The 23,337-nt window shown below is 28.4% G+C and carries 21 protein-coding genes, 1 tRNA gene and 1 pseudogene; 15 read left to right on the top strand and 8 right to left on the bottom strand.

The window, feature by feature from the left end:
- Nucleotides 1-85: 85 nt before the first annotated feature.
- A complete protein-coding gene (bcp, locus tag LPB03_RS02760) occupies nucleotides 86-538 on the bottom strand; it encodes a thioredoxin-dependent thiol peroxidase (protein ID WP_065317990.1) in 453 nt (150 codons plus the stop codon).
- Nucleotides 539-653: 115 nt separating this feature from the next.
- Between bcp and LPB03_RS02755 the strand changes: the two genes are divergently transcribed.
- Nucleotides 654-1,310 (top strand): endonuclease III domain-containing protein, encoded by a 657-nt coding sequence (locus LPB03_RS02755; RefSeq protein WP_065317991.1) that lies wholly within the window; start codon nucleotides 654-656, stop codon nucleotides 1,308-1,310.
- 296 nt (nucleotides 1,311-1,606) lie between these two features.
- On the opposite strand, the gene LPB03_RS02750 is transcribed toward LPB03_RS02755, so the two are convergent.
- Together LPB03_RS02750 and LPB03_RS02745 are read right to left on the bottom strand one after the other, a co-directional pair.
- Nucleotides 1,607-2,230, bottom strand: a complete 624-nt coding sequence (locus LPB03_RS02750; protein WP_065317992.1) for an SDR family oxidoreductase — start codon at nucleotides 2,228-2,230, stop codon at nucleotides 1,607-1,609.
- A 729-nt stretch (nucleotides 2,231-2,959) separates the two neighbouring features.
- The gene (locus LPB03_RS02745) at nucleotides 2,960-3,547 is read right to left on the bottom strand and encodes an RNA polymerase sigma factor (protein WP_065317993.1); all 588 of its coding nucleotides are present in this window, start codon (nucleotides 3,545-3,547) and stop codon (nucleotides 2,960-2,962) included.
- Between the two features lie 216 nt (nucleotides 3,548-3,763).
- Between LPB03_RS02745 and uvrA the strand changes: the two genes are divergently transcribed.
- The 6 genes from uvrA (at nucleotide 3,764) to LPB03_RS02715 (ending at nucleotide 12,932) form a co-directional block, all read left to right on the top strand.
- Nucleotides 3,764-6,550: an excinuclease ABC subunit UvrA gene (uvrA, locus tag LPB03_RS02740; protein WP_065317994.1), complete on the top strand. Its 2,787-nt coding sequence runs from the start codon at nucleotides 3,764-3,766 to the stop codon at nucleotides 6,548-6,550.
- A gap of 410 nt (nucleotides 6,551-6,960) precedes the next feature.
- Nucleotides 6,961-8,052, top strand: a complete 1,092-nt coding sequence (locus tag LPB03_RS02735) for a hypothetical protein (protein ID WP_065317995.1) — start codon at nucleotides 6,961-6,963, stop codon at nucleotides 8,050-8,052.
- Between the two features lie 273 nt (nucleotides 8,053-8,325).
- Nucleotides 8,326-10,266 (top strand): sensor histidine kinase, encoded by a 1,941-nt coding sequence (locus LPB03_RS02730; RefSeq protein WP_065317996.1) that lies wholly within the window; start codon nucleotides 8,326-8,328, stop codon nucleotides 10,264-10,266.
- Nucleotides 10,267-10,306: 40 nt separating this feature from the next.
- Entirely contained in the window at nucleotides 10,307-11,056 is a 750-nt protein-coding gene (locus LPB03_RS02725) for a LytR/AlgR family response regulator transcription factor (protein WP_065317997.1), read from the top strand.
- 67 nt (nucleotides 11,057-11,123) lie between these two features.
- On the top strand, nucleotides 11,124-11,489 hold the full coding sequence (locus LPB03_RS02720; protein WP_065317998.1) for a helix-turn-helix domain-containing protein: 366 nt from the start codon (nucleotides 11,124-11,126) through the stop codon (nucleotides 11,487-11,489).
- 1,077 nt (nucleotides 11,490-12,566) lie between these two features.
- Nucleotides 12,567-12,932, top strand: coding sequence for a helix-turn-helix domain-containing protein (locus tag LPB03_RS02715; protein WP_065317999.1), 366 nt, complete (start codon nucleotides 12,567-12,569; stop codon nucleotides 12,930-12,932).
- A 146-nt stretch (nucleotides 12,933-13,078) separates the two neighbouring features.
- On the opposite strand, the gene LPB03_RS02710 is transcribed toward LPB03_RS02715, so the two are convergent.
- The 3 genes from LPB03_RS02710 to LPB03_RS02700 form a co-directional block, all read right to left on the bottom strand.
- Nucleotides 13,079-13,154: transfer RNA gene (locus LPB03_RS02710), tRNA-His, on the bottom strand.
- A gap of 54 nt (nucleotides 13,155-13,208) precedes the next feature.
- Complete coding sequence (gene bshB1, locus LPB03_RS02705; RefSeq protein WP_065318000.1) at nucleotides 13,209-13,925, bottom strand: bacillithiol biosynthesis deacetylase BshB1; 717 nt, start codon at nucleotides 13,923-13,925, stop codon at nucleotides 13,209-13,211.
- Nucleotides 13,922-15,079 carry a trans-sulfuration enzyme family protein gene (locus LPB03_RS02700; protein ID WP_065318001.1) on the bottom strand — a complete coding sequence of 386 codons (1,158 nt, stop codon included), beginning with the start codon at nucleotides 15,077-15,079 and terminating at the stop codon, nucleotides 13,922-13,924. The genes bshB1 and LPB03_RS02700 overlap by 4 nt, the downstream gene beginning before the upstream one ends.
- A gap of 72 nt (nucleotides 15,080-15,151) precedes the next feature.
- Here LPB03_RS02700 and LPB03_RS02695 point away from each other — a divergent pair, with 72 nt between their 5' ends.
- The 4 genes and pseudogenes from LPB03_RS02695 to LPB03_RS02680 all read left to right on the top strand — a co-directional run bounded on the left by LPB03_RS02695 (nucleotide 15,152) and on the right by LPB03_RS02680 (nucleotide 18,135).
- Entirely contained in the window at nucleotides 15,152-15,847 is a 696-nt protein-coding gene (locus LPB03_RS02695) for a Rossmann-like and DUF2520 domain-containing protein (protein WP_065318002.1), read from the top strand.
- Complete coding sequence (locus tag LPB03_RS02690; protein ID WP_065318003.1) at nucleotides 15,837-16,361, top strand: KdsC family phosphatase; 525 nt, start codon at nucleotides 15,837-15,839, stop codon at nucleotides 16,359-16,361. The genes LPB03_RS02695 and LPB03_RS02690 overlap by 11 nt, the downstream gene beginning before the upstream one ends.
- Before the next feature lie 73 nt (nucleotides 16,362-16,434).
- Nucleotides 16,435-16,863: pseudogene (locus tag LPB03_RS02685) on the top strand (DUF2147 domain-containing protein).
- A 33-nt stretch (nucleotides 16,864-16,896) separates the two neighbouring features.
- Complete coding sequence (locus LPB03_RS02680; RefSeq protein WP_065318004.1) at nucleotides 16,897-18,135, top strand: ATP-binding cassette domain-containing protein; 1,239 nt, start codon at nucleotides 16,897-16,899, stop codon at nucleotides 18,133-18,135.
- Here the strand turns inward: LPB03_RS02680 and LPB03_RS02675 are convergent.
- Entirely contained in the window at nucleotides 18,132-18,773 is a 642-nt protein-coding gene (locus LPB03_RS02675; protein ID WP_065318005.1) for a protein-L-isoaspartate(D-aspartate) O-methyltransferase, read from the bottom strand. The genes LPB03_RS02680 and LPB03_RS02675 overlap by 4 nt on opposite strands.
- A gap of 208 nt (nucleotides 18,774-18,981) precedes the next feature.
- Between LPB03_RS02675 and LPB03_RS02670 the strand changes: the two genes are divergently transcribed.
- The 3 genes from LPB03_RS02670 (at nucleotide 18,982) to LPB03_RS16815 (ending at nucleotide 21,643) form a co-directional block, all read left to right on the top strand.
- Nucleotides 18,982-19,965 carry a Gfo/Idh/MocA family oxidoreductase gene (locus LPB03_RS02670; RefSeq protein ID WP_065318006.1) on the top strand — a complete coding sequence of 328 codons (984 nt, stop codon included), beginning with the start codon at nucleotides 18,982-18,984 and terminating at the stop codon, nucleotides 19,963-19,965.
- Nucleotides 19,966-20,107: 142 nt separating this feature from the next.
- Nucleotides 20,108-20,995 (top strand): 3-hydroxybutyryl-CoA dehydrogenase, encoded by an 888-nt coding sequence (locus LPB03_RS02665; protein WP_065318007.1) that lies wholly within the window; start codon nucleotides 20,108-20,110, stop codon nucleotides 20,993-20,995.
- A gap of 9 nt (nucleotides 20,996-21,004) precedes the next feature.
- Nucleotides 21,005-21,643 carry an acyloxyacyl hydrolase gene (locus LPB03_RS16815; protein ID WP_083186964.1) on the top strand — a complete coding sequence of 213 codons (639 nt, stop codon included), beginning with the start codon at nucleotides 21,005-21,007 and terminating at the stop codon, nucleotides 21,641-21,643.
- A 132-nt stretch (nucleotides 21,644-21,775) separates the two neighbouring features.
- Here the strand turns inward: LPB03_RS16815 and LPB03_RS02655 are convergent, their stop codons facing one another.
- On the bottom strand, nucleotides 21,776-22,249 hold the full coding sequence (locus LPB03_RS02655; RefSeq protein WP_065318008.1) for a Dps family protein: 474 nt from the start codon (nucleotides 22,247-22,249) through the stop codon (nucleotides 21,776-21,778).
- 100 nt (nucleotides 22,250-22,349) lie between these two features.
- On the opposite strand from LPB03_RS02655, the gene LPB03_RS02650 reads away from it, so the two are divergent.
- Nucleotides 22,350-23,291, top strand: coding sequence for a hydrogen peroxide-inducible genes activator (locus LPB03_RS02650; RefSeq protein WP_065318009.1), 942 nt, complete (start codon nucleotides 22,350-22,352; stop codon nucleotides 23,289-23,291).
- Nucleotides 23,292-23,337: the final 46 nt, after the last annotated feature.

The following is a 23,337-nucleotide window of genomic DNA, read 5'->3' as shown; positions in this document are numbered from 1 at the left end:
TATCACTTCAAATATTAGCAAATTAACAATCAGAAACAATACCTAATACTAGGTATTTTTAATCATAAAAACTTAAAAATGAGCACTACTCCAAAATCTGAGCAGCATGTGCTTTGGTTTTTACTTTCGTAATTACATCTTCAATGATTCCTTTTTCATCAATAACAAAAGTAGTTCTGTGAATTCCATTATATTCTTTCCCCATAAATTTCTTAGGTCCCCAAACATTAAAAGCTTCAATTACAGCTTTGTCTTCATCTGCTAATAAAGGAAATGGTAATTCGTTTTTATTGATAAAATTTTGTTGTCTTTTAGCAGAATCTGCACTAACACCCAAAACATCATAACCTTTGGCTAAAAAAGATTGATAATTGTCTCTTAAATCACAAGCTTCATTTGTACAACCAGGTGTGCTTGCTTTTGGATAAAAGAATAACACTAATTTTTTACCAGCATAATCTGATAATTTTACAGTATTTCCTGCATTGTCTTTTGCTTCAAATTGTGGAGCCTTATCTCCTATCTTTAATGATGTCATAATTGTTAGTTTTTAACAAAGATACAAAGCATGTATAATATTCGAGTAATTGAGAAGTTGTTTAACAAGATATTAATAACTTTGAATTTTAAACCTCGAATCTAGAATTAAAAGAATGACCAAACAAGAAAAAGTTCAATTTGTAATCGATAAATTAGAAGAATTATACCCAGAAATTCCTATTCCTTTAGATCATAAAGATGCGTATACGCTTTTAATTGCTGTGTTACTTTCTGCTCAATGTACAGATGTTCGTGTCAATAAAATTACGCCTTTGTTATTTGCTAAAGCAGATAATCCTTTTGATATGGTAAAAATGTCTGTGGAAGAAATTAAAGAAATTATTCGTCCTTGTGGATTATCACCCATGAAAAGCAAAGGGATTTATGGTTTATCAAAAATACTCATCGAAAAATATAATGGCGAAGTTCCTCAATCTTTTGAAGGCTTAGAGGAATTGCCAGCAGTTGGTCATAAAACAGCAAGTGTTGTTATGAGTCAGGCTTTTGGTGTGCCTGCTTTTCCTGTTGATACACATATTCATAGATTATTATATAGGTGGAATTTAACAAACGGAAAAAACGTAACACAAACCGAAAAAGATGCAAAACGCTTATTCCCAAGAGAACTTTGGAACGATTTACATTTGCAAATTATTTGGTATGGACGTGATTATTCGCCTGCAAGAGGTTGGGATTTAGACAAAGACATCATCACAAAAACAATTGGTAGAAGAACTGTTTTGAGTGATTATTATAAAGGTAAAAAGTAGACTCTGATTTCACGGATTTTTACTTATGATTGTGAGTAAATTTGACACGGAGTTTCGCAGAGAAAATAGTTTTTGACACGGATTTCACGGATTTGCACTGATTGTTGTGGAAATTATTACACAGAGATTCTCAGAGTTTTTTTCGCTGAGATTCACAGAGGAAATAGTTATTTATAAAAAATATAGATTATTTTTTAATGAAAAAAACTCTTACAAATTCTACGGAAATTGTAAGAGTTTTTCTTTTAAAAAAGAGTGTTTTTCCCCTTTGGAGAAATTAAATGCGGCTTTTTTTATTAATTAGGAATCGCCTTTCCAATTAAAGTATCTCCTTTTATAATTTCGAACGTTTCGTTTATGGTTGCAGAATCGTGTAAAACTCTTACTAAAGTTTGTGCAACATCATCTCTACTAATTTCTCCACTTTTATTTAATTTTTCAGAAAGTTCTATTTTTCCTTTTCCTTTATCATCTGTTAAAGAACCTGGTCTAACAATCGAAAATGGCAAATTACTATCTCTTAAATAAACATCTGCATTGTGTTTTGCTTGCAAATATTCTTTTAAATCTTTAGCCTCTTCTGGGTTATCTGCGCCCATAGAACTTAACATAATAAACTTTTTAACCTTTGTGTTTTTAGAAGCGTCAATCAGTTTTATTGCGCCATTTTCATCTACTTCTTTTACCTTTTTACCTCCAGAACCTGCTGCAAATATAACTTTATCAATGTTTTCTGTTGTATGCGAAACATCTTCTTCTAAATCCGCTAACACTGTTTTTATATTTCTTTTTTCAAATTGTTCTTGTTGTTCTTTTTTACGAACCATAGCAACTGGATTAAAATATTGTGATGATTCTAACAATGTTACTATTTTTTTTCCTGTGGTACCATTTGCACCTGCTACTAATATATTTTCCATGGATGCAATTTCGGGAGAAAATTAAGCGCGTATTAATTCTTTTGATTTTTTTAGTAGCGCTTTTGAAAAATTATGAATGCAGAGTTTTGCTGATTTTTTTACAGAGATTCATAGAGAAAATAATTTTGATACAGATAAAATTGAATATCAATACAGTTTGTTATCCTGAAAGGATCTCATACAATTAGATTAAAAGAATACTTTTGAAATTTTTAAATAATTACTGTTGATTTCCAATGTATAAAAGTCGACAAAAATGTGCGCTAGGGATTGAAATGGCATCCTTTTTTATACTAACTTAATTTCAATATCTTATACTGATAAGAAACAAACTTATTAATAAAAACAAGGTTAATTAAAATTCCGCATAAAAAAGATATAACCTTTCGACTGCGCTCAAGATAAATTCCAAGCCAAACCTTTTTAGGGAACGTCCAAAATATTTAAATATAATTTTGGAATATACCAACTATCAAAATAGGCTAAAACTGGAAAAAGCTTCAACATGTGTTGAAGCTTTTTCCGCTCTTAATTCAAATTCAATTCAATGAAGTCTTCTGATTTTGTTTTTACAATAGTTAGCGATTTGGAAAAATTAATCAAAAATTGAACTGTTTCTTTTTTGGGTTGCATCTGAAATTCAGAAGGCTTTTTTGAGTAAAGTTGCATCATATAAGCTGTTTAATTTGTTGGTTATAAACTATTAACGACGCATATTTTACTTTATTGTTAATTCACCAAAATAATTTTATGTTTATCTATTATTTTACGCATGTTTATTAATGCATAACGCATTCTACCTAAAGCTGTATTAATGCTAACTCCAGTGTTTTCGCTAATTTCCTTAAAACTCATGTCTTTATACATACGCATTACCAAAACTTCTTTTTGTTCTTCTGGCAACTCATTTACAAGTTCTCTAACATCAGAAAATATTTGTTCTTGTATCAATTGTTTTTCAGCATTTAAGGTTCCATCACCTAAAACAGAAAAAATATCGAACTCATCTGTAGTTCTAAAAGCGGGCATTCTTTTTGTTTTTCTAAAATGATCGATTACCAAATTGTGTGCAATTCTCATCACCCAAGGCAAAAACTTACCTTCTTCGTTATAATTCCCTTTTTTTAAGGTTTTAATTACTTTAATAAATGTGTCTTGAAAAACATCTTCTGTAATATCTCTATCCTTCACTTTACTATAAATAAAGCTGAATAATCTTTGTTGATGTCTGTTGATTAATATACTTAAAGAAGCTTCTTTACCTTGAATGTATTCGCTTACTAAAGTACTATCGGAAATTGTATTTTTTCGCATCATAACTACTTTTTAAAAGAACTAGTGGTTCCTTTTTTTATTATTATATAAATAATGTTAAAAGTAATTTTAAGCTATATGCGTCTAATTTTGTGATTATTAAGTGCTCAAATATAGTATTAATTTTTAATTAGGCAAACTTTTTTAACAAATTGAAGCATAAACTTTTTTTCCTATCCGTTAAAATAGTAGTATTTTTATGCCTTATATTTTAGATAGATGAAGCCTGATATTTCCACAATAAATCCTAAAGAAAACATCATTATTAAAGGTGCAAAATTGCACAATTTAAAAAATATTGATGTTGTAATTCCAAGAAATAAACTCGTTGTAATTACTGGGCTTTCTGGTTCTGGTAAATCTTCGCTTGCTTTTGATACGTTGTATGCAGAAGGTCAAAGAAGATATGTAGAGAGTTTAAGTTCTTATGCTCGTCAGTTTTTGGGAAAATTAGACAAACCAAAAGTAGATTATATAAAGGGTATTGCACCTGCAATTGCTATTGAGCAAAAAGTAAATTCTACAAACCCAAGATCTACAGTAGGTACATCCACAGAAATTTACGATTATATAAAATTATTATATGCCAGAATTGGGAAGACCTTCTCTCCTATTTCTGGAAACGAAGTTAAAAAAGATACAGTTTCTGATGTGGTAAAATTCGTTCAGAAATTTGAAGAAAAAACAAAACTTTTATTATTTGCACCAGTTACTATTGATGAAAATAGAGAACTAAAAACAGTTTTACAAGTTTTAGAACAACAAGGCTATGCAAGATTAAAATGGAATGATCAAGTATATAGAATTGCAGATTTTCCACAAAAGGATTTTAAAAACGAACCTTTATATTTAGTTGTAGATCGAGTTGTAACTAAAGATGATGAAGATTTTTACAACAGGTTAGCAGATGCAGTACAAACTGCTTTTTTTGAAGGAAAAGGAATTTGTTTTATCGAAAATTTGGCAGATAATACAGTAACTGAATTTAGTAATAAGTTCGATTTAGATGGTATGACTTTTCTAGAACCAAACACTCATTTGTTTAGTTTTAACAATCCTTATGGAGCTTGCCCAACTTGCGAAGGTTATGGAAATGTTATTGGAATTGATGAAGATTTGGTCATTCCAAATACAGGTTTATCTATTTTTGATGATGCCATTTTTCCTTTTAGAACTCCATCTTACATTCATTATAAAGAAGAATTAATTGCTGTTGCTTATAAATTTGATATTCCTGTTCACAAACCTTGGTTTCAGCTAACAGATGCACAGAAAGAATTAGTTTGGAATGGGAACAAGAATTTTAATGGAATCAATCACTTTTTTGCAGCTTTAGAAGAAAAAAGTTATAAAATTCAGAATCGAGTAATGTTATCACGTTATCGTGGAAAAACAAAATGTACAACCTGTAATGGTAAACGTTTAAGACAAGAAGCCAATTATGTAAAAATAAACGAAAAAACAATTTCTGATTTGGTTTCATTACCTTTAGATGAATTGGCTGTGTTCTTTAAAAACATTAAATTAGATACCTATGATGAGAAAATAGCAAAACGTTTAATGATGGAAATTAACAATCGTTTAAAATTTTTAACGGATGTTGGTTTAAATTATTTAACCATCAACAGAACTTCAAACACACTTTCTGGAGGTGAAAGTCAGCGTATAAATTTGGCAACTTCACTAGGAAGTTCATTGGTGGGTTCTATGTATATTTTAGATGAACCCAGTATTGGTTTGCATCCAAAAGATACAGAACGTTTAATTGGAGTTTTAAAAGATTTACGTGATTTAGGCAACACAGTTGTAGTTGTTGAACATGATGAAGATATCATGAAAGAAGCTGATTACATCATCGATATTGGTCCAGAAGCAGGAACTTTTGGAGGAAATGTAGTTGCTGAAGGTAATTTCGATGAAATCTTAAAATCTGACTCTTTAACTGCAAAATATTTAAATGAAGAATTAAAGATTGAAGTGCCTACAAAACGTAGAACCTCAAAAAATAATATTCAAATTATTGGAGCAAGAGAACATAATTTACAAAATGTAGATGTTACATTTCCTTTAGATTCTTTAACGGTTATAACTGGGGTTTCTGGTTCAGGGAAAAGCACATTGGTTAAGAAAATTTTATATCCATCAATGCAAAAAAAGCTACAAGGTTATGGAGATAAAATTGGACAACATACAGAAATTAAAGGAAATTTCGAGAATATAAAACATGTAGAATTTATAGATCAAAATCCTATTGGGCGTTCATCGCGTTCAAATCCTGTAACGTATATTAAGGCGTATGATGATATCAGAGCTTTATATTCGAATGAGAAATTATCAAAAATAAGAAATTACAAACCCAAACACTTTTCTTTTAATGTTGAAGGTGGACGTTGTGAAACTTGTAAAGGTGAAGGCGAAGTTACCATTGAAATGCAATTTATGGCAGACGTGCATTTAGAATGCGATGTTTGTAATGGAAAACGATTCAAAAAAGAAGTTTTAGAAGTAAAGTTCGATGGAAAATCCATTGACGATATTTTAAATTTAACCATTGATGATGCAGTTGCTTTTTTCTCTGAAAATTTAGTGACTAAAATCGCCAAAAAATTAAAACCCTTGCAAGATGTTGGTTTGGGGTATGTTACTTTGGGGCAATCTTCTTCTACCCTTTCTGGTGGTGAAGCTCAACGTATAAAACTTGCATCCTTTTTAGTAAAAGGAACAACTAAAGACAAAGCCTTATTTATTTTTGATGAACCCACAACAGGTTTGCATTTTCACGATATTAAAAAATTACTGAAATCTTTTAATGAATTGATCAAAAAAGGACATTCAATTATTGTGATTGAGCATAATATAGAACTCATTAAGTGTGCAGATTATATTATCGATTTAGGTTTAGAAGGAGGTAAAAATGGTGGAAACCTTATTTTTCAGGGAACTCCAGAAGCATTAGCAAAAAATAAAGAATCTTATACTGCTAAATATTTAGCTGAGAAATTATAAAATTTACTTCAAGATACAACCTGCAAGGTTTTTCAACCTTGTAGGTTTTTATAATTTATAACTTTTTTTTGGAGCTATTTCCAGCTTGGAATTTATCTTGAGCGCAGTCGAAAGGTTATATCTTTTTTCTGAAAAAGAAAAAAGGATGCCATTTCAATCTGGGCTAAACTTCTTTGCAAACTATCTGTAATTTTAATACTAAAACCATTTTAAAACTAAACTTTCAAAGACCTCACAGGTTTTTAAAACCTGTGAGATCTAAAATTTGGTTCATAAAAATCATCAAATTCTCATCAACATAAAAAATGAAGTACGAATTCTAATTCACACTTCACGAATTCTAAAACAGCCAAAATTTACCTAAAGTTCATAACTACTTTTACAGTGTATAACACTAAAAAATAGAAATTATGAAAACTTTATTTAAAATATCAATCTTTGTATTGGCACTATTTTTATCAACAAGTCTGTTAATTAATTGTGATCAATCATCAACAATCAAAAAAAATACACCCACTATTGCATCAACAGAAAACACGTTAGATTATACTATAAAAGAGGAAGTTCTTTCCAGAAATCCTTTAGTTTTTATTACAGGTTTCGATAAAGGAACAGAAACTTATTACAACAATGCAAGAGCTTATTTTGAGGAACAACAATTCGAAATTGTAGAAGATCAATATTCTTTAGAAGAAATTATCAATTGGTTAAACAGCAACGAATCTGAAAAGCCTTATGGAGAAATTCATATTGTAAACAACAGCAATCCTTTTAAAGGTTTGAGTCTAGAAACTGTTATAAAAGGCGAAAAAATTACTGCAGAAACATTACGTAAAAACATTACAAAAGGAACGTTACCAATTTTACGAGAAAGTGTAAATGCAAACTCAAAAATTATTTTTCATGCCAATGGTTTGGGAGAAAATAAAGAGTTGATGAACACTTTTAAAGATGCATTTTGTTCAGACGAAATGCCAAATGTAATTGCTTCTCCTTACTATTCTATTTTTAATGGCGATTTTACACAACATTATTTAGCAAAACCACATTATGTGTTTTATCCAACAGCATATTCTCCAGGAAAAGTAGATTTATCAAAAGAAATTGCTGCAAAATATCCTGAAGAAAAAGATATAGATTGGCTGAATGTTTTGTATAATGATGAGGAAAGATTTGTTGGTGAAGCATATACAAAGCAGTTTACAATTCCTTTAAAATTCGAATTGGATTATCATAATTCTGATAATGAAATTCCAACTTTCGAAAATCAAGATGAATTGATGGATTTTATAGAACTTCAAGAAGTTTTATATGCTGATGTGAAGCAATTGAACATTCCAATCGAAAAATTCAGATGGTCTTATCAACTTAAAAATAGCACCTTAATCATTAAAGGTAAAACAACGGGTTTAGTGGTTTTAAAGCCCTTAATTAAACCTTATGGAGAATTGGAATACATAACTCCAGATACAAATAACAAACGTTTGTATGCAATGAAATAATTGAAAAAGGAAAAGTAGTTTGTAAAACGTCATTATACAAAATTGTGTGTAATGGCGTTTTAATTCTAAAGAGTTATTCAAGGTTTTACCTTGAAGTTCCTATAAATTTGTCATTCCTTTGAAAAAAGGAATCCAAAATAAAATTTTATTTCACTTATTATTAATGAAAAAAAAAGCAGCAATAGTTAATTAAGTAATAACTTCCAAAATTCAAAAAATTTTATTTAGTAAGTTTGTTTTATGACGATTTTTCAAAAATATATCTTGTTTTTTATGCTGATATTATCAGCATTTACCAATTATGCTCAACAAAATATCAGAAACATATCTATGGATGATGGTTTGCCAAGCAATACTATTTTTGATATACAGCAAAATAAAATTGGCTATTTATTAATTGCTACAAATAAAGGTTTGGTTCAATTTGATGGCGATGATTTTACGCAAATCAATAAACTAAATACACACACCATATTTGTTAAAGATGATGCAATTTATGCAGGGTCAGAAAATGGATTGTTCATCAAAAATAAAAGTAAAGAACAATTTATACAAGGGAAAAAAATCTTAAAAATTTTCTTAAAAGATGATGACCTATTTTTAGGAACTCAAGAAGGCGTTTATCACTTTAAGAATACTATTTTAGAACCTGTTAAAATTAATTCAATTATAGATTTTTCGATTATTAATGACATTATTTTTCATCAGAATACTTTTTATATTGCTTCTAATAAAGGTCTTTGGCAAATAGATGATTTGCAAAAACCTAAAAATATTTTTAGAATATCTACAGATCATATAGTTTCTCTTTTAGCTTTTCAAGACAAAATGGTTGCAGCAACTTCTCAAAATGGATTGTTACTAGTAAACGATACATCAATTGAAAAAGAAATACCAACATTAGAGAATATTTCATCTATCAAAAAATTAAAAAATGAGCTTTGGGTAACTTCCAAAACAAACGGATTGGAAATTTTTGTACTTCCCTCCTTTTCTTTTAAACAGAAAATTAATAAATACAATGCTTTAGCCACAAATACAATTTACTCCGTTTTTAATGATTGCCAAAAATCTACATTTATAGCTTCTGATAAAGGAATTTATACTTTAAAAAATGATGCAGAAAATCAATCTTTTTTTAAACCAACTATTTATTTTGAGAATCTTCAAGTAAATCATCAAAATGTAGATTCTTTGTTTTTAGATAAAAAGGTGAATTTCTCGAATTCAGAAAATAATATCTCCATTACTTTTAAAACTGTACATCTTTCAAATCCTAAAAAAGTCTTATATAGGTATAAACTAACTAACAATTTTTCTCCTTGGTCTAGGAATAATACCATTCAGTTTCCCAATTTAAATGCTGGTAAATATAGTTTTGAAGTACAGTCTAAAATAGATAATTATGAAAGTGACATTATCTCTTTTTCGTTTAAAATTGATGCTCCTTTTTACAAACAAGTCTGGTTTATTTTTGCAGTTGTCATATCATTCTTATTAATAGGTTATTTTTATTTAGATTTTTATATTAAGAATATTAATAAAAAGCACAAAGAGAGATTAGATTCCTTGAAACTAAAAAACCGTTTACTGTCTTTAGAGCAAAAATCTTTGCAGTTGCAAATGAATCCGCATTTTATATTTAATGTTTTAAACGGAATTAAAGCACTTGGCAATACCAATAAAATTGATGAATTAAATGCTACAATTTCTAAATTTTCTATTTTATTAAGAGGAATTTTAAACAATTCAAGAACTGAAGAGATCACTTTACAAGAAGAAATTACACTTTTAAAGAATTATATTGAGTTAGAACAAAGAATGAGTTCAAAAACATTTACCTATACTATCACATCAAACTTAAATAATATAGATCCAGATGAAATCCTGATTCCAACAATGTTACTACAACCTTTTGTAGAAAATTGTGTACAACATGCTTTTCAAAAAAACAATTTGGGTACAATTCAAATTAATTTTAAAGTAGAACATGGTTTTTTGCTTTGTAGTATTATAGATAATGGCATAGGCATTCATCAATCTAAAAAAAGAAAATCAACAACAAAACATAAATCTGTAGCATTAAGTGTTGCTAAAGAAAGGTTACATATACTCTCTTATAAAAGTAATTTTAAAATTGATGAAATTATTGAAGACACTAAAATTAAAGGAACTAAAGTAAGTTTTAGAATTCCTTTAAAAACAGATTATTAATAAAGAACTTAATTGAATTTCACCGATAAAAAAATCAAACATGAGTAAGTTAACATCATTTGTGGTAGATGATATTCCAGAAGCATTAGAAATGTTATGTAATGATATTGAAAAATATCATCCATCCATAGAAATAATAGGAAAAGCTGCAAGTGTAGTAGAAGCATCTAAACTATTACAAAAGCAACAACCAGATATTTTGTTTTTAGATATTATGTTAGGAGATGGTACTGGATTTGATATTCTAGAGATTGTAGCAAACTTAAACTCTAAAATAATATTTGTAACTGCAAGTGATGAATATGCAATTAAAGCCTTTAAATTTGCTGCTATCGATTATATCTTAAAGCCTTATTCTATTGAGGATTTATCGAATGCAATAGAGAAAGCTAAAGTTCAAATTCAACCAAAGAAAGAGCAATTAAACGTTTTAAAACAGCTAGTTACAGCACCTAACAATAAGCCAAAAAGATTATCATTACATACTTCAGAAAAAATAATCGTTGTAAATATCGAAGATATAATACGTTGTAAGGCCGATAATAACTACACAACTTTCTATTTAAAGGATACCACTAAAATTTTAGTATCGAAAACATTAAAATATTACGCAGATATTTTAAAAGAAGTAAATTTTTTAAGAGTTCACCAAAGTCATTTGGTAAATAAAGGTTATATAAAAGAATTTATAAAGTCTGATGGTGGATATTTAATATTAAATGATTCATCAAACATCCCTGTATCTGCAAGGAAAAAGAGTGAAATAATGGGGGCTTTAAAAAATAAATAAAAAAATTTATCAAAAAAATCCTTGTTTGTGGTAAATATTTACTACATTTGTAGTGCTGTTAATAAAGATGAAAGAAGAAGATAAAAAAAGATCAGATAGAGTAATAGAGATTTTCAAGGAAACTGGATTAAATCAAAGGCAGTTTTCTGAAATCTTAGGAATATCTCAGCAGTTAGTTAGTGCAGTTGTAAACTACACAAAAAAACCTAACGAAACGATATTGCTAGCTATTATTGATAAAATAAAAAACATCGATCCAATGTGGTTATTAACTGGCATTGGTGAACAAATGAGTAACTATACCCCCAAAGAAGTTGAATCCCCTATAGAACTTCATATAAAAAAAATAGTTAAAAAAGAATTTGAGGAATTGTCTCAAGACATCCTTCAAAAATTATCAAATATTGAGGATTCTGTTAAAAACTCTAATTGACCAACAACAGTATTCATTAGAAATTAACAAATTAAAGATTTAATATTCCCTAAATATTACTTTTTTAGTTTATAATCTTCAATATTTGTTATAATAACAACATAAATTCCCTAGAAATCCCCTTTCTAAAAAAAAAGTCCAATTTATAATTGGACTTTTTTATTGCTCTAAATTTAATAAATACTTATTATACTTTAAAACAACTAGTTATTACGTATTGTTAATTTTTATTGTATTCAAACTACATGTATTTAAAGACATTTTATGAGTCTTATAGAAACAATTTAAAGTATAATAATAGATAAAGTATTATTTATAGAAAAGTTTATAGCTAGTATTCTTTCACTACAATTAAATAGATGTAAGTACTTAATAGATGATAATAACATAGTTATCAATTTGGTTTAATACTATATAGCATAACTGCAAACTAATTTTAATAAAAATTTCTTTTAAAATAAAAAATATATTACTAATAATCAACACGTTAACTATTTGTAGTGATTTATTTTTAAATTTATTTTAAAATAATCATTGTTTGTGGTAAATATTTACTACATTTGTAGTGCCCCTAATAATTATTAAGTTCTATTATCTTATAAAATGCTTGTTTACATTAAAATTAAGTAAAAAATTATTTTCAAAGAAATAATAAATAAGGTAAAAACATATTCTATTATAATTATAATTTAAAATAGAAATTAATGATAACTATGATCCCTAAAAGCTAAATCCCTATATAGCTTCATAAAAAAAGGTTATCATGAATTAGGAGAATTGCTAAAACTATTCTTCGAAATATCAAATACTGAAGATTATGTTAAAAATATAATTGACAAGATAAAAATGTACTGTTCCCTAAACTTTACTTTTTATATAAAAAATCTTCAGTATTTGTTTTCTTCATAAGTTCCCCCTTTAAAAACCCCAAAACCCCTAAACCCCTAAAAGTCCTATTTATCAATAGGACTTTTATTATTATATACAATTTCACATTATTATAAAGAACTAAATTTGAATATGATAAATTATTTAATCATAGTTTGTGGTAAATATTTATTATATTTGTTTTTCAAAATGAAAGAAGAAGACAAACATAGAACAGATAGAGTCGTAAAAGTGTTTAAAGACACTGGTCTAAACCAAAGGCAGTTTTCGGAACTTATAGGAGTTTCACAACAACTGGTTAGTGCAGTCGTTAATTTTACTAAAAAACCTAACGAAACAATTTTATTAGCAATTATAGATAATATAAAAGGAATTGATCCAATGTGGTTATTTACGGGTGCTGAAAAAAATGAACAAAACTATACTCCTCTAAAAACTGAATCCCCTATTGAAGATAGTATTGTAAATATTGTTAGAAAGCAATTTGATGAACTATCTTTTGACATCATTCAAAAATTATCAAATATTGAAGATTCTGTTAAAAATTCTAAATAAGAAGTTAATCGAGTTTTAAATACAATAAATCAAAAAAAGATTTTTTTATAAAAATATTTTCAAAGAAAAAAATATTCAATACTTGACATTCACTTAAAATAAAAAAAAGCTTACTTTTCAGTAAGCTTTTTCAATTAAAAATTTTTGGGTGGAAGATGGGGCTCGAACCCACGACTTTCGGTACCACAAACCGACGCTCTAACCAACTGAGCTACAACCACCATGTAATTTTCGATTGCAAATATAATTCTTTTTCTCTTTTTAAAAAGAAAAAAATCAAATTAATTTATCAAAATTTTCAACAGCAACATAACGTTCTGATGTATAGCCTTCTGCAAAATCAACTCCAATTAATCTTCCTAAATCTCTTGCTCTATAATTAACGCTATCTATAAAATTTTTACTAGTTATGGGTGTTTCTGGTTCTAAACTGTTACTATTAAAGAATTGTGAGCCATATGCCATAATTGATTTTTCTTTAATATCAATAAAACCTGTAACATCAACCACAAAATCTGGCTCAATATTTTTCCATTGAATATAATGATATACTTGTTTTGGTCGCCATTTTTCTTGTGGCTTCTCTCCTAGCAAAGTTTCAATTTTTAACAATCCACTTAAAAAACAAGCATCAGAAACTAATTTACTTCCTCTAGAATGATCAATATGTCTATCATCAGTAGCATTGCACAACACAATTTCTGGTTGATATTTACGAATCATTTTAATGACTTCTAATTGATGTTTTTTATCATTTGTAAAAAAACCATCTGCAAAACGTAAATTTTCACGAACAGAAACGCCTAATATTTTTGCGGCATTGGCAGCTTCGATATCTCTTAAATCTGCATAACCACGAGTACCTAATTCGCCTCTAGTTAAATCTACAATTCCTACTTTTTTGCCTAATGAAATTTCTTTGGCTATGGTTGCTCCACAACCTAATTCTGCATCATCAGGATGTGCACCAAACACTAATATATCTAATTTCATTTTTTTGCTTTTTTTATAGCTTTCTCAATATCCGCAATTAAATCTTTCGTGTTTTCAATTCCTACAGAAAAGCGAATTAAGCCATCTTTAATACCTTGATTTGCTCTTTCTTCAGCACCTAATAATGCATGAGATGTAAGTGCAGGACTCAATAAAGTACTTTCTACACCAGCCAAACTCATAGATGATTTTATCAATTTTAAACTATTTTGAAACTTCATTGGATCTATACCTTCTTGTAATTCAAAAGACAACATCCCTCCAAAGTTTTTCATCTGTTTTTTTGCTAGCTTATAATCAGGATGTCCTTTTAAACCAGGATAGTAAACATGATACACATCAGGGTTTGTAGCCAAATTTTTGGCCATTTTTAGCGCATTTTTACTTTGTTTTTTAACACGAAGATTCATCGTCTTTAAACTTCTTTCCAACATCCAAACTGTAAAATCGCTTAAACTTCCTCCTAAATTTTTAGCAACATTCCATATTTTTAAAATATGTTCGTTACTCCCTGCAATTGCTCCAGCTAAAATATCTGAATGACCTCCCATATATTTAGTAGCAGAATGAATCATAATATCAATTCCGAAATCTACAGGTGTTTGATTTATTGGCGATGCAAAAGTATTATCAATCATCGTAACAATTTCTTTTGATTTCGCCAATTTAGAAACTGCTTTCATATCTGTAATCGTTAATAAAGGATTTGAAGGCGTTTCAATATAAATAACTTTCGTGTTTTTCTGAATTTTTTTCTCAAAATCTTCAATCGCTAAACTATCTGTAAACGAATATTCTATCCCGAATTTATCAAACTCTTCTACCACAAAATTGTAGGTTCCTCCATACAAAGTTTGCTGTAAAATAATATGATCTCCTTTATGCAAAAAAGCCAATAAAGTTGTACTAATGGCAGCCATTCCTGAACCAAAAATTAACGCATTTTCAGTTTTTTCTAAAGCCGCTATTTTTTTACATAGCATTTCCTGATTTGGCGTGTTAAAATAACGTGGATAACGTTTTGTATCAACACCATCAAAAGCATACGAAGTGGACATATATATAGGAGAAATTGCTCCCTTAAATTGCTCGTCTTTTACTTCGCCAACATGCGTGCAAATTGTATCTATTCCTAATTTCTTTGAATCTTTCATATAAAAATTTATGATTGCTAAATTAAGAAAACCAAATGTATCTTTCTATAAAATTTTAATATCTTCGCTATTATGAAATCTGTTTTAATTGTTGGCAAAGGAAATGTTGCTACTCATTTATATAATGCTTTTTTAAATGTTGATGAGATTGCTGTTACTCAAATCAGTTCTAGAACGTTAACAACTATTCCAAAAGCCAGTATTACAATTATTGCTGTTTCTGACGATGCTATTGCTGAAGTATCCTCAAAAATTAAAAATGATTTTGTAGTACATACTTCTGGAAGTGTTGCCATGAACGATTTAAAAAACAGCCATAGAAAAGGTGTTTTTTATATGTTGCAAACTTTTTCTAAAGATAAAAAAGTCGATTTTAATGAAATCCCTTTTTGCTTAGAAGCAGAAAACAAGGAAGATTATCAACTTTTGGAGTTTCTAGCAAAATCAATAGGACAAAAAATATATACAATAAGTTCTGAGCAGCGTAAAACATTGCATGTTGCTGCTGTTTTTGTAAATAACTTTACAAATCATTTATTTAAAATTGGGAACGATATTTGTAACACTAATAATGTTCCTTTTGAAATTCTACAACCTTTAATCAAAGAAACGGTTTTAAAGATTGAAAAATTATCACCAAAGGATGCACAAACGGGTCCAGCAATTAGAAATGATAAAAAAACAATAAAAAATCACTTAAATTTGTTGGATAAAAATCAACAAAAAATTTATAAAATTTTGACAAAATCTATCCAAAATGGAAATTAGTTACAAACAATTATTGCCAAAAATTAACACTTTTATTTTTGATGTTGATGGTGTTTTGACAAACGGAATGTTAACCATAATGCCTGATGGTGAATTGGTAAGACACATGAATGTAAAAGATGGCTATGCCATGAAAATAGCTTTAAATAAAGGTTTTAAAGTTTGTATTATTTCTGGAGGAACTAATAAAGCTGTAAAAAGTAGATTAGCTGCTTTGGGTATTTTAGACATTTATTTAGGTGCTCATGATAAAATAAAACAATATAATGAGTTGGTAGAAAAATACAATTTAAAACCAGAAAATGTTTTATATATGGGTGATGATATTCCAGACATTCCTGTAATGCAAAAAGTTGGTTTGGCATCTTGCCCAAATGATGCAGTTCCAGAAGTTCAGCAAATTTCTAAATACATTTCTTATAAAAAAGGTGGCGAAGGTTGTGTAAGAGATATTATTGAACAAGTTATGAGAGTTCAAGGTAAATGGGATAATTATTTTGAGGCAACATTATAATTATATTAAAGAATTATAAAATAATTAATTTTGGATTTCACTTTTTAGAAGTCTTCTTAAAACCTAAAAAATTATGAAAAAAACGTTTTTAACTTTAGTGCTTCTTACTCTTACATTTTCTATAAATGCGCAAACCATTTTCGGAAATTGGAATTCCAAAAATAAAAAAACTGGCGAAATTGACTGTGTTATTAAAGTCTATGAAAAAGACGGTAAAGCGTTTGCTAAAGTAGCTGAAATTATGAATGATGAAAAAAGAGATGCTTTATGCACAGCTTGTGAGGGAGAGAAAAAAGACAAACCAGTTCTTGGTTTGGATATTCTTACTGGTTTAGAAAAAGATGATGATGATGAATAGTCTGGAGGAGAAATTTTAGATCCAAGAAATGGAAAAGTGTACAAATGTTATATCAAATTAGTAGAACCTAACAAACTAAAATTAAGAGGTTATATTGGAGTTGCTTTATTTGGTAAAACTGCTTATTGGGAAAGAGCAGAATAGTTTATATTCTATAATATCTTCAATAAAATTTTTATGGGTAACATCCATTTTGCAATTAAAAAAGGAACACTTTCTGTTAAAAGTGAATTGATTCATAATCTTTTAAATGATAAACATTCTTTACCTATTTTAAAAAACAAAACTGGCCTTTTATTTTCTGATACTATTTTAGAAAAAATTATTGATAAAGAAGATAGACACAATACTAAAACTATAAAAACACCAGAAAACAGAAGTATTCGTTCTTTTTCTAGTGGTGAACAAAAAAAAATAGTTCTCAATTATTTAATTGATCAAAAACCTTCTTTTTTAGTTTTAGATTGTCCTTTCGAAAGTTTAGATACTTCTGCAGTTTCTTCGTTAAAAGAAAGGCTTATAAGCTTGTCTTCGCAAATTATTTTCATTCAAATTTTTAACAGAAGAGAAGAAATATTACCTATAATTTCTCATGTTTTAGAAATAAAAAATGATCAAATTAATTCACAAATACCTATCACAAATTACAATTTTAAAGAACAAGATATTGTTTTTAATGGTGAAGTTCCAGAAGCAATTACAAAATACACAAACATTCCTAATCAATTAATTAAATTAGAAAATGTATCTGTAAATTATGATGATAATTATATTTTAAAAAATATAAATTGGACCATTCATAAAAACGAATTTTGGCAATTAATTGGCCCTAATGGTTCTGGGAAAACCACTATTATTTCCATGATTTATGGCAATAACGTAAAAGCTTACGGACAAGAAGTTTATTTGTTTGGAAATAAAAAAGGTTCTGGAGAAAGTGTCTGGGAAATAAAAGAGAAAATAGGTTATTTTAATCCTGCAATGTTAATCTTATTTAAAACTGAGGTAACTTTAAAACAAATGATAATTTCTGGTTTTTTTGATAGTATTGGTCTTTATAAAAAGCCAACTTCCCTTCAAGAAAAATTAGCTGAAGATTGGTTAAAATTATTAGGTTTAGAAAAAGAGAAAAACACACTTTTTCAAAATATATCTACAGTTACACAGAGACTTGTTTTAATTGCAAGAGCCATTATTAAACATCCACCATTATTAATTTTAGACGAACCTATGATTAACTTAGATAATCAAGGCACAGCAACAATTGTAACGTTAATTAATAAATTGGTAAATGAAAGTGAAACTACAATTATTTTTGTTTCACATAGATCTGTAGATACGCTACAGGCTAATTATAAATACACACTTTTACCTTCTAAAGACGGTTCTACAGGAAAAGTAATAAAAGAAAATTAATTTCTTTCCTCTAACATTGGCACAAAAGCAAAATCACCTAATTCGTGTTTTTCAAATTCTTTTTGAGATTTTCTAATGAATAACGTCATAATTTGCGATTCATCTCCAACAGGAATTAACAACATACCTCCTACTTTTAACTGACTTAATAATGGTTTTGGAACAAAAGGAGCTCCAGCTGTAACTATAATTTTATCGAAAGGAGCTTTTTCTGGTAAACCTTTATAACCATCACCAAAAATAAATTTCTTAGGTTTATAACCTAATTTTGGTAAAAATAAAGACGTTTTTTTAAACAACTCATGTTGCCTTTCTATGGAATATACTTCTGCTTTTAACTCTAACAAAACTGCTGTTTGATAACCAGAACCTGTGCCAATTTCTAGCACTTTATCGCCTTTTTCTATTTCTAGAGTTTGCGACTGGAAAGCAACTGTATAAGGTTGAGAAATGGTTTGCTCTGCAGCAATCGGAAAAGCCTTGTCTTGGTAAGCATGAGATTCGAAACTAGAGTCTATAAATAAATGACGTGGAATTTTGCGAACAGCATTCAACACATTTTTATCAGTGATTCCTTTTGCTTTTAAAACTGTAGCTAATTGATTTCTAAGTCCTAAATGTTTTGATGTATCTTTCAAATCTGGTTTGGTTTCAAGACTCTAAAGTTAGTAATAAATTGATTTAAATTCTTATAAAATTGTATCTTTGTTTTCGTCTGATTTTATTTTCAGAAAACTCAAAAATAACGTTTTTACGAATATAGTTGCTGTATATATTTTTAGCAAGAAAAATTGACTGTAAATGAGTTTAAATTTTAGTATTCGTAAATAACAAAAACAACCATATATGTTAAAAGTAGGAGTTTTAGGTGCAGGTCATTTAGGTAAAATTCATCTTCGTTTATTAAAAGAATCTAAAAAATACGAATTAGTTGGTTTTTATGATCCATTTACAGAAAATGCAGAAAAAGTGGCTAAGGAATTTGGTTACAAATTATTTGATTCTATAGACGATTTAATTGATGCTGTTGAAGTTGTAGATATTGTTACACCTACTTTGTCTCATTTTGATTGTGCTAAAAAAGCCATTGAAAAAGGATGCCATATTTTTGTAGAAAAGCCAATTGCAAAAACTGTTTTAGAGGCAGAAGCTATTAAAACCTTGGCAAGCCAATATCATGTTCAAGGACAAGTTGGTCATGTAGAAAGGTTTAACCCTGCTTTTATTGCTGCCAAAGATTTAATTAAAAATCCAATGTTTATTGAAACGCATAGATTGGCAGAATTTAATCCAAGAGGAACAGATGTGCCTGTGGTTTTAGATTTAATGATTCATGATATAGACATTATATTATCGGTTGTAAAATCTAAAGTTAAAAATGTACATGCAAGTGGTATTTCTGTAATTTCTGAAACTCCAGATATTGCCAATGCAAGAATTGAGTTCGAAAATGGTTGTGTTGCGAATTTAACTGCGAGTAGAATTTCTATGAAAAACATGCGTAAAACACGTTTTTTTCAGAAGGATGCTTATATTTCTGTAAACTTTTTAAGCAAAGAAGCAGAAATTGTAAGAATTCAAGATGCTCCAGAAACTCCTGATGAATTTGCGATGATTCTTCAAAATGATGAAGGTTTAAAGAAACAAATTTATTTTGAAAGTCCTGAAGTTTTAGAAAGCAATGCCATTTTAAATGAATTGGAAACTTTTGCTGATGCTATTATTAATAATACAAATCCTATTGTTACTTTAAGTAATGGAACTGAAGCTTTAAGAATTGCTCAATGGGTAATTGACTGTTTTAAAAAAGAAGAAGATTTTAAAATATAGCAATTGACTACTAAATAATTGCGTTAGGGATTGAATGGCATGTTTGAGCTCTTTTTGTTTTTCACAAAAAAGCGAGTAATGAAAGCCCGTAAAAACGACAAAAAAAATAAATAATTCAACTTAATTAAAAATTTTATTATTGATGAAAAATATAGCTGTAATTGGTGCTGGAACTATGGGAAATGGAATTGCGCACACATTTGCTCAATTTAATTATAAGGTACATTTAATTGATATTTCTGATGTTGCATTGCAAAAAGGGTTGGCAACAATCACAAAAAATTTGGATAGAATGTTGGCAAAAGAAAAGATTTCTGAAGCTGATAAAACAAAAACTTTAAACAATATTACTACGTTTACAAAAATTAGTAAAGGTGTTGCCAATATGGATTTGGTGGTAGAAGCAGCCACTGAAAATGCTGTTTTAAAAGCAAAAATTTTTAAAGAATTAGATGAAGTTTGTGACGAAAAAACAATTTTGGCTACAAATACATCATCCATTTCTATAACGCAAATTGCAGGAGTTACTAGCAGACCTGAAAAAGTTATTGGAATGCATTTTATGAATCCTGTGCCAATTATGAAGTTGGTAGAAATTATTAGAGGCTATAATACTACTGATGAAATAACCAATGTAATTGTAGAACTTTCAAAGAAAATTGGTAAAATTCCTGTGGAAGTAAACGATTATCCTGGGTTTGTGGCAAACCGAATTTTAATGCCAATGATTAACGAATCGATTGAAACTTTATATAATGGTGTTGCTGGTGTTGCTGAAATTGATACTGTGATGAAATTAGGAATGGCTCACCCAATGGGACCTTTGCAATTGGCAGATTTTATTGGTTTGGATGTCTGTTTATCGATTTTACAAGTGATGTATGATGGTTTTAAAAATCCAAAATATGCTCCTTGTCCATTGTTAGTAAATATGGTAAATGCTGGGAAATTAGGTGTAAAATCTGGTGAAGGTTTTTATGATTATTCTGAAAACAGAAAGGCTGAAGTTGTAGCTAAAATGTTTAGTTAACATAAAAAAATGAAACTAAAATTTTTCATTCTTTGTTTATTATTAAATACATACTTGGCATTGTGTCAAGATAAAAAAACACCAATTTTAAAACCGATTAAAATTGGTGTTCTTTTTAATTACGGAACTAATGAAAATTTGGCTTTTGATGACGTAGATTATACCTACTCCACTAACACTTATAAATTTCAAGTTTTTTACAATTTAGGAAATTGGAAAAATGTTGATTTTGAATTGATTGTGCAACCTCAGGTTCAGTTTTTGAAACATCAATTATTGAACAAATGGTATGTAACTCCAGATCAAGAAAATATTGAAGAAAAAATTGCAGAATTTACGCAACCAAAAAATATGAGTTTGTATGGTTTGGAATTTGGTTTTGCATCAAAATTGAAACTTACCAATACATTAGATTTGCAAGGAACAATTAGCTTGGGGTTTTCTTATATTGATACAAGAACTGAACGTTTAGCAAAGGGTTTTACGTTTATTGAAAACTTTTCTTTGGGATTATCGCATCAAATATTCCAAAAAACATTCATTTATATTGGAACGAATTTTGGACATGTTTCGAATCTTAATTTTCAAAAACCAAATGATGGTTATAATATTTTAGGTTTGGAAGTTGGCTATTCTTATCAATTATAAAAAAAACCTTCCAGAAAACTATTATAAGTTATTCTGATAGGTTTTTTATTGTTGATTAACTTCCTAAAAGTTTAAGTAAAATTAATCCACAGATTCTGAAATAAGCTCAGAATTAGGAACATAGTTTTTTAATTATTTTCCTAGCCAAGAATTTAACATCCAGATTGTTTTTTCTTGTTCTGATATTAAATCACTAACCATCGAGTTTGTCCCTTCATCATCAGAAGTATCAGATAAATCTAAAATTACTCTTTCTATTTCTAATAATTCAGACAAAGAACTTACAACTAATTCAACAGCTTCAACATCATTCGAAATATTTTTACCTACAGGCACAGAAGAATTTTCAATATAATCAGCAAACGTGTGCAATGGTTTTCCTTGTAGAGTTAAAATTCGTTCTGCAATTTCATCAATCTTAACTTGAGAATCTGTGTATAATTCCTCAAACTTTACATGTAATTCAAAGAAATTTTTTCCTTTTATATTCCAATGCAAACCTCTTAAATTTTGATAATAAATTTGAAAGTTTGCTAATAATCCGTTTAATTTTTCAACAGAATCTGCTGAAGTTTGTTTGTTTAAGCCTAAAATATTTTTATTCATAATATTATTTTTATATTGCTCAAAAGTAGCGGAAATTAATCATCATAAACTATAATTATAATTGATAGTTTTAATATCTTTATCAAAATTTCTTATTTAAATGACCATAACCCAATTAAAATACGTTTTATCTGTTGCAGAGTACCAAAACTTTACGGTTGCTGCAGAACATAGCTTTGTAACTCAACCTACTTTGAGTATGCAAATTCAAAAATTAGAGGACGAATTAGGTGTAAAAATATTTAATCGTTCTAAAAAACCAATCGAATTAACAGAAGTTGGTAAAAAAATTGTAGAACAAGGTAAAGTAATTGTAGATGAAAGTAATCGAATTTTAGATATTGTTCATCAACAAAAAGGATATATTGGAGGTGAGTTCAGATTAGGAATTATCCCAACAATAATGCCTACTTTATTGCCAATGTTCTTGCAAAATTTTACTAAAAAATACACCAAAGTAAAGTTGATTATTGAAGAATTAACAACTGAAGAGATCGTTAGAAAATTAACAGATGGACATATCGATGCTGGAATTGCAGCAACTCCTTTAGAGAATGAAGCCATAAAAGAGCGTCCTTTATATTATGAACCTTTTGTTGGTTTAATTCCACAAAATCATAGACTTTACAAAAACAAACAAATTTCTGCTGACGAGTTAGAAATGGAAGATATTCTTTTATTGGAAGATGGCCATTGTTTTAAAGATAGTGTTATCAATTTATGTAGAACTCATAAAATTGACAATAAAAAAGGTTTTCAATTAGAAAGTGGCAGTTTTGATACGCTTATAAAATTATCTAAAGAAGGTTTAGGAATGACGCTTCTACCCTATTTACACACGTTAGATTTGAATGATAATGATAAAAGTCATTTACGTGAATTTACAAATCCACCACCTGCAAGAGAAGTGAGTTTAATTTATCATAAATCGCAATTAAAAATGCAAATGATTGAGGCCTTGAAAAAAACTATTGATGGAGTTGTGAGAGGTGCAATTTCTTTTTCTGATGTAAAAATTATCAGTCCTTTGAATAAAAAATAAAGAAAAATCAAGACTCTAATTTAACGAGTATCACTAATAAAAAAAA

Source organism: Polaribacter vadi (genome assembly GCF_001761365.1).
Taxonomy (GTDB): Bacteria; Bacteroidota; Bacteroidia; order Flavobacteriales; family Flavobacteriaceae; genus Polaribacter; species Polaribacter vadi.
The sequence above is the reverse complement of the archived record's forward strand: the minus strand, read 5'-3'. Positions and strand labels throughout refer to the sequence as shown.

What these genes read in the sequence shown, in the direction of transcription:
- bcp (WP_065317990.1), bottom strand. Translation starts at nt 538, where the DNA reads ATGACATCATTAAAGATAGGAGATAAGGCTCCACAATTTGAAGCAAAA.
- LPB03_RS02755 (WP_065317991.1), top strand. Translation starts at nt 654, where the DNA reads ATGACCAAACAAGAAAAAGTTCAATTTGTAATCGATAAATTAGAAGAA.
- LPB03_RS02750 (WP_065317992.1), bottom strand. Translation starts at nt 2,230, where the DNA reads ATGGAAAATATATTAGTAGCAGGTGCAAATGGTACCACAGGAAAAAAA.
- LPB03_RS02745 (WP_065317993.1), bottom strand. Translation starts at nt 3,547, where the DNA reads ATGATGCGAAAAAATACAATTTCCGATAGTACTTTAGTAAGCGAATAC.
- uvrA (WP_065317994.1), top strand. Translation starts at nt 3,764, where the DNA reads ATGAAGCCTGATATTTCCACAATAAATCCTAAAGAAAACATCATTATT.
- LPB03_RS02735 (WP_065317995.1), top strand. Translation starts at nt 6,961, where the DNA reads ATGAAAACTTTATTTAAAATATCAATCTTTGTATTGGCACTATTTTTA.
- LPB03_RS02730 (WP_065317996.1), top strand. Translation starts at nt 8,326, where the DNA reads ATGCTGATATTATCAGCATTTACCAATTATGCTCAACAAAATATCAGA.
- LPB03_RS02725 (WP_065317997.1), top strand. Translation starts at nt 10,307, where the DNA reads ATGAGTAAGTTAACATCATTTGTGGTAGATGATATTCCAGAAGCATTA.
- LPB03_RS02720 (WP_065317998.1), top strand. Translation starts at nt 11,124, where the DNA reads ATGAAAGAAGAAGATAAAAAAAGATCAGATAGAGTAATAGAGATTTTC.
- LPB03_RS02715 (WP_065317999.1), top strand. Translation starts at nt 12,567, where the DNA reads ATGAAAGAAGAAGACAAACATAGAACAGATAGAGTCGTAAAAGTGTTT.
- bshB1 (WP_065318000.1), bottom strand. Translation starts at nt 13,925, where the DNA reads ATGAAATTAGATATATTAGTGTTTGGTGCACATCCTGATGATGCAGAA.
- LPB03_RS02700 (WP_065318001.1), bottom strand. Translation starts at nt 15,079, where the DNA reads ATGAAAGATTCAAAGAAATTAGGAATAGATACAATTTGCACGCATGTT.
- LPB03_RS02695 (WP_065318002.1), top strand. Translation starts at nt 15,152, where the DNA reads ATGAAATCTGTTTTAATTGTTGGCAAAGGAAATGTTGCTACTCATTTA.
- LPB03_RS02690 (WP_065318003.1), top strand. Translation starts at nt 15,837, where the DNA reads ATGGAAATTAGTTACAAACAATTATTGCCAAAAATTAACACTTTTATT.
- LPB03_RS02680 (WP_065318004.1), top strand. Translation starts at nt 16,897, where the DNA reads ATGGGTAACATCCATTTTGCAATTAAAAAAGGAACACTTTCTGTTAAA.
- LPB03_RS02670 (WP_065318006.1), top strand. Translation starts at nt 18,982, where the DNA reads ATGTTAAAAGTAGGAGTTTTAGGTGCAGGTCATTTAGGTAAAATTCAT.
- LPB03_RS02665 (WP_065318007.1), top strand. Translation starts at nt 20,108, where the DNA reads ATGAAAAATATAGCTGTAATTGGTGCTGGAACTATGGGAAATGGAATT.
- LPB03_RS16815 (WP_083186964.1), top strand. Translation starts at nt 21,005, where the DNA reads ATGAAACTAAAATTTTTCATTCTTTGTTTATTATTAAATACATACTTG.
- LPB03_RS02655 (WP_065318008.1), bottom strand. Translation starts at nt 22,249, where the DNA reads ATGAATAAAAATATTTTAGGCTTAAACAAACAAACTTCAGCAGATTCT.
- LPB03_RS02650 (WP_065318009.1), top strand. Translation starts at nt 22,350, where the DNA reads ATGACCATAACCCAATTAAAATACGTTTTATCTGTTGCAGAGTACCAA.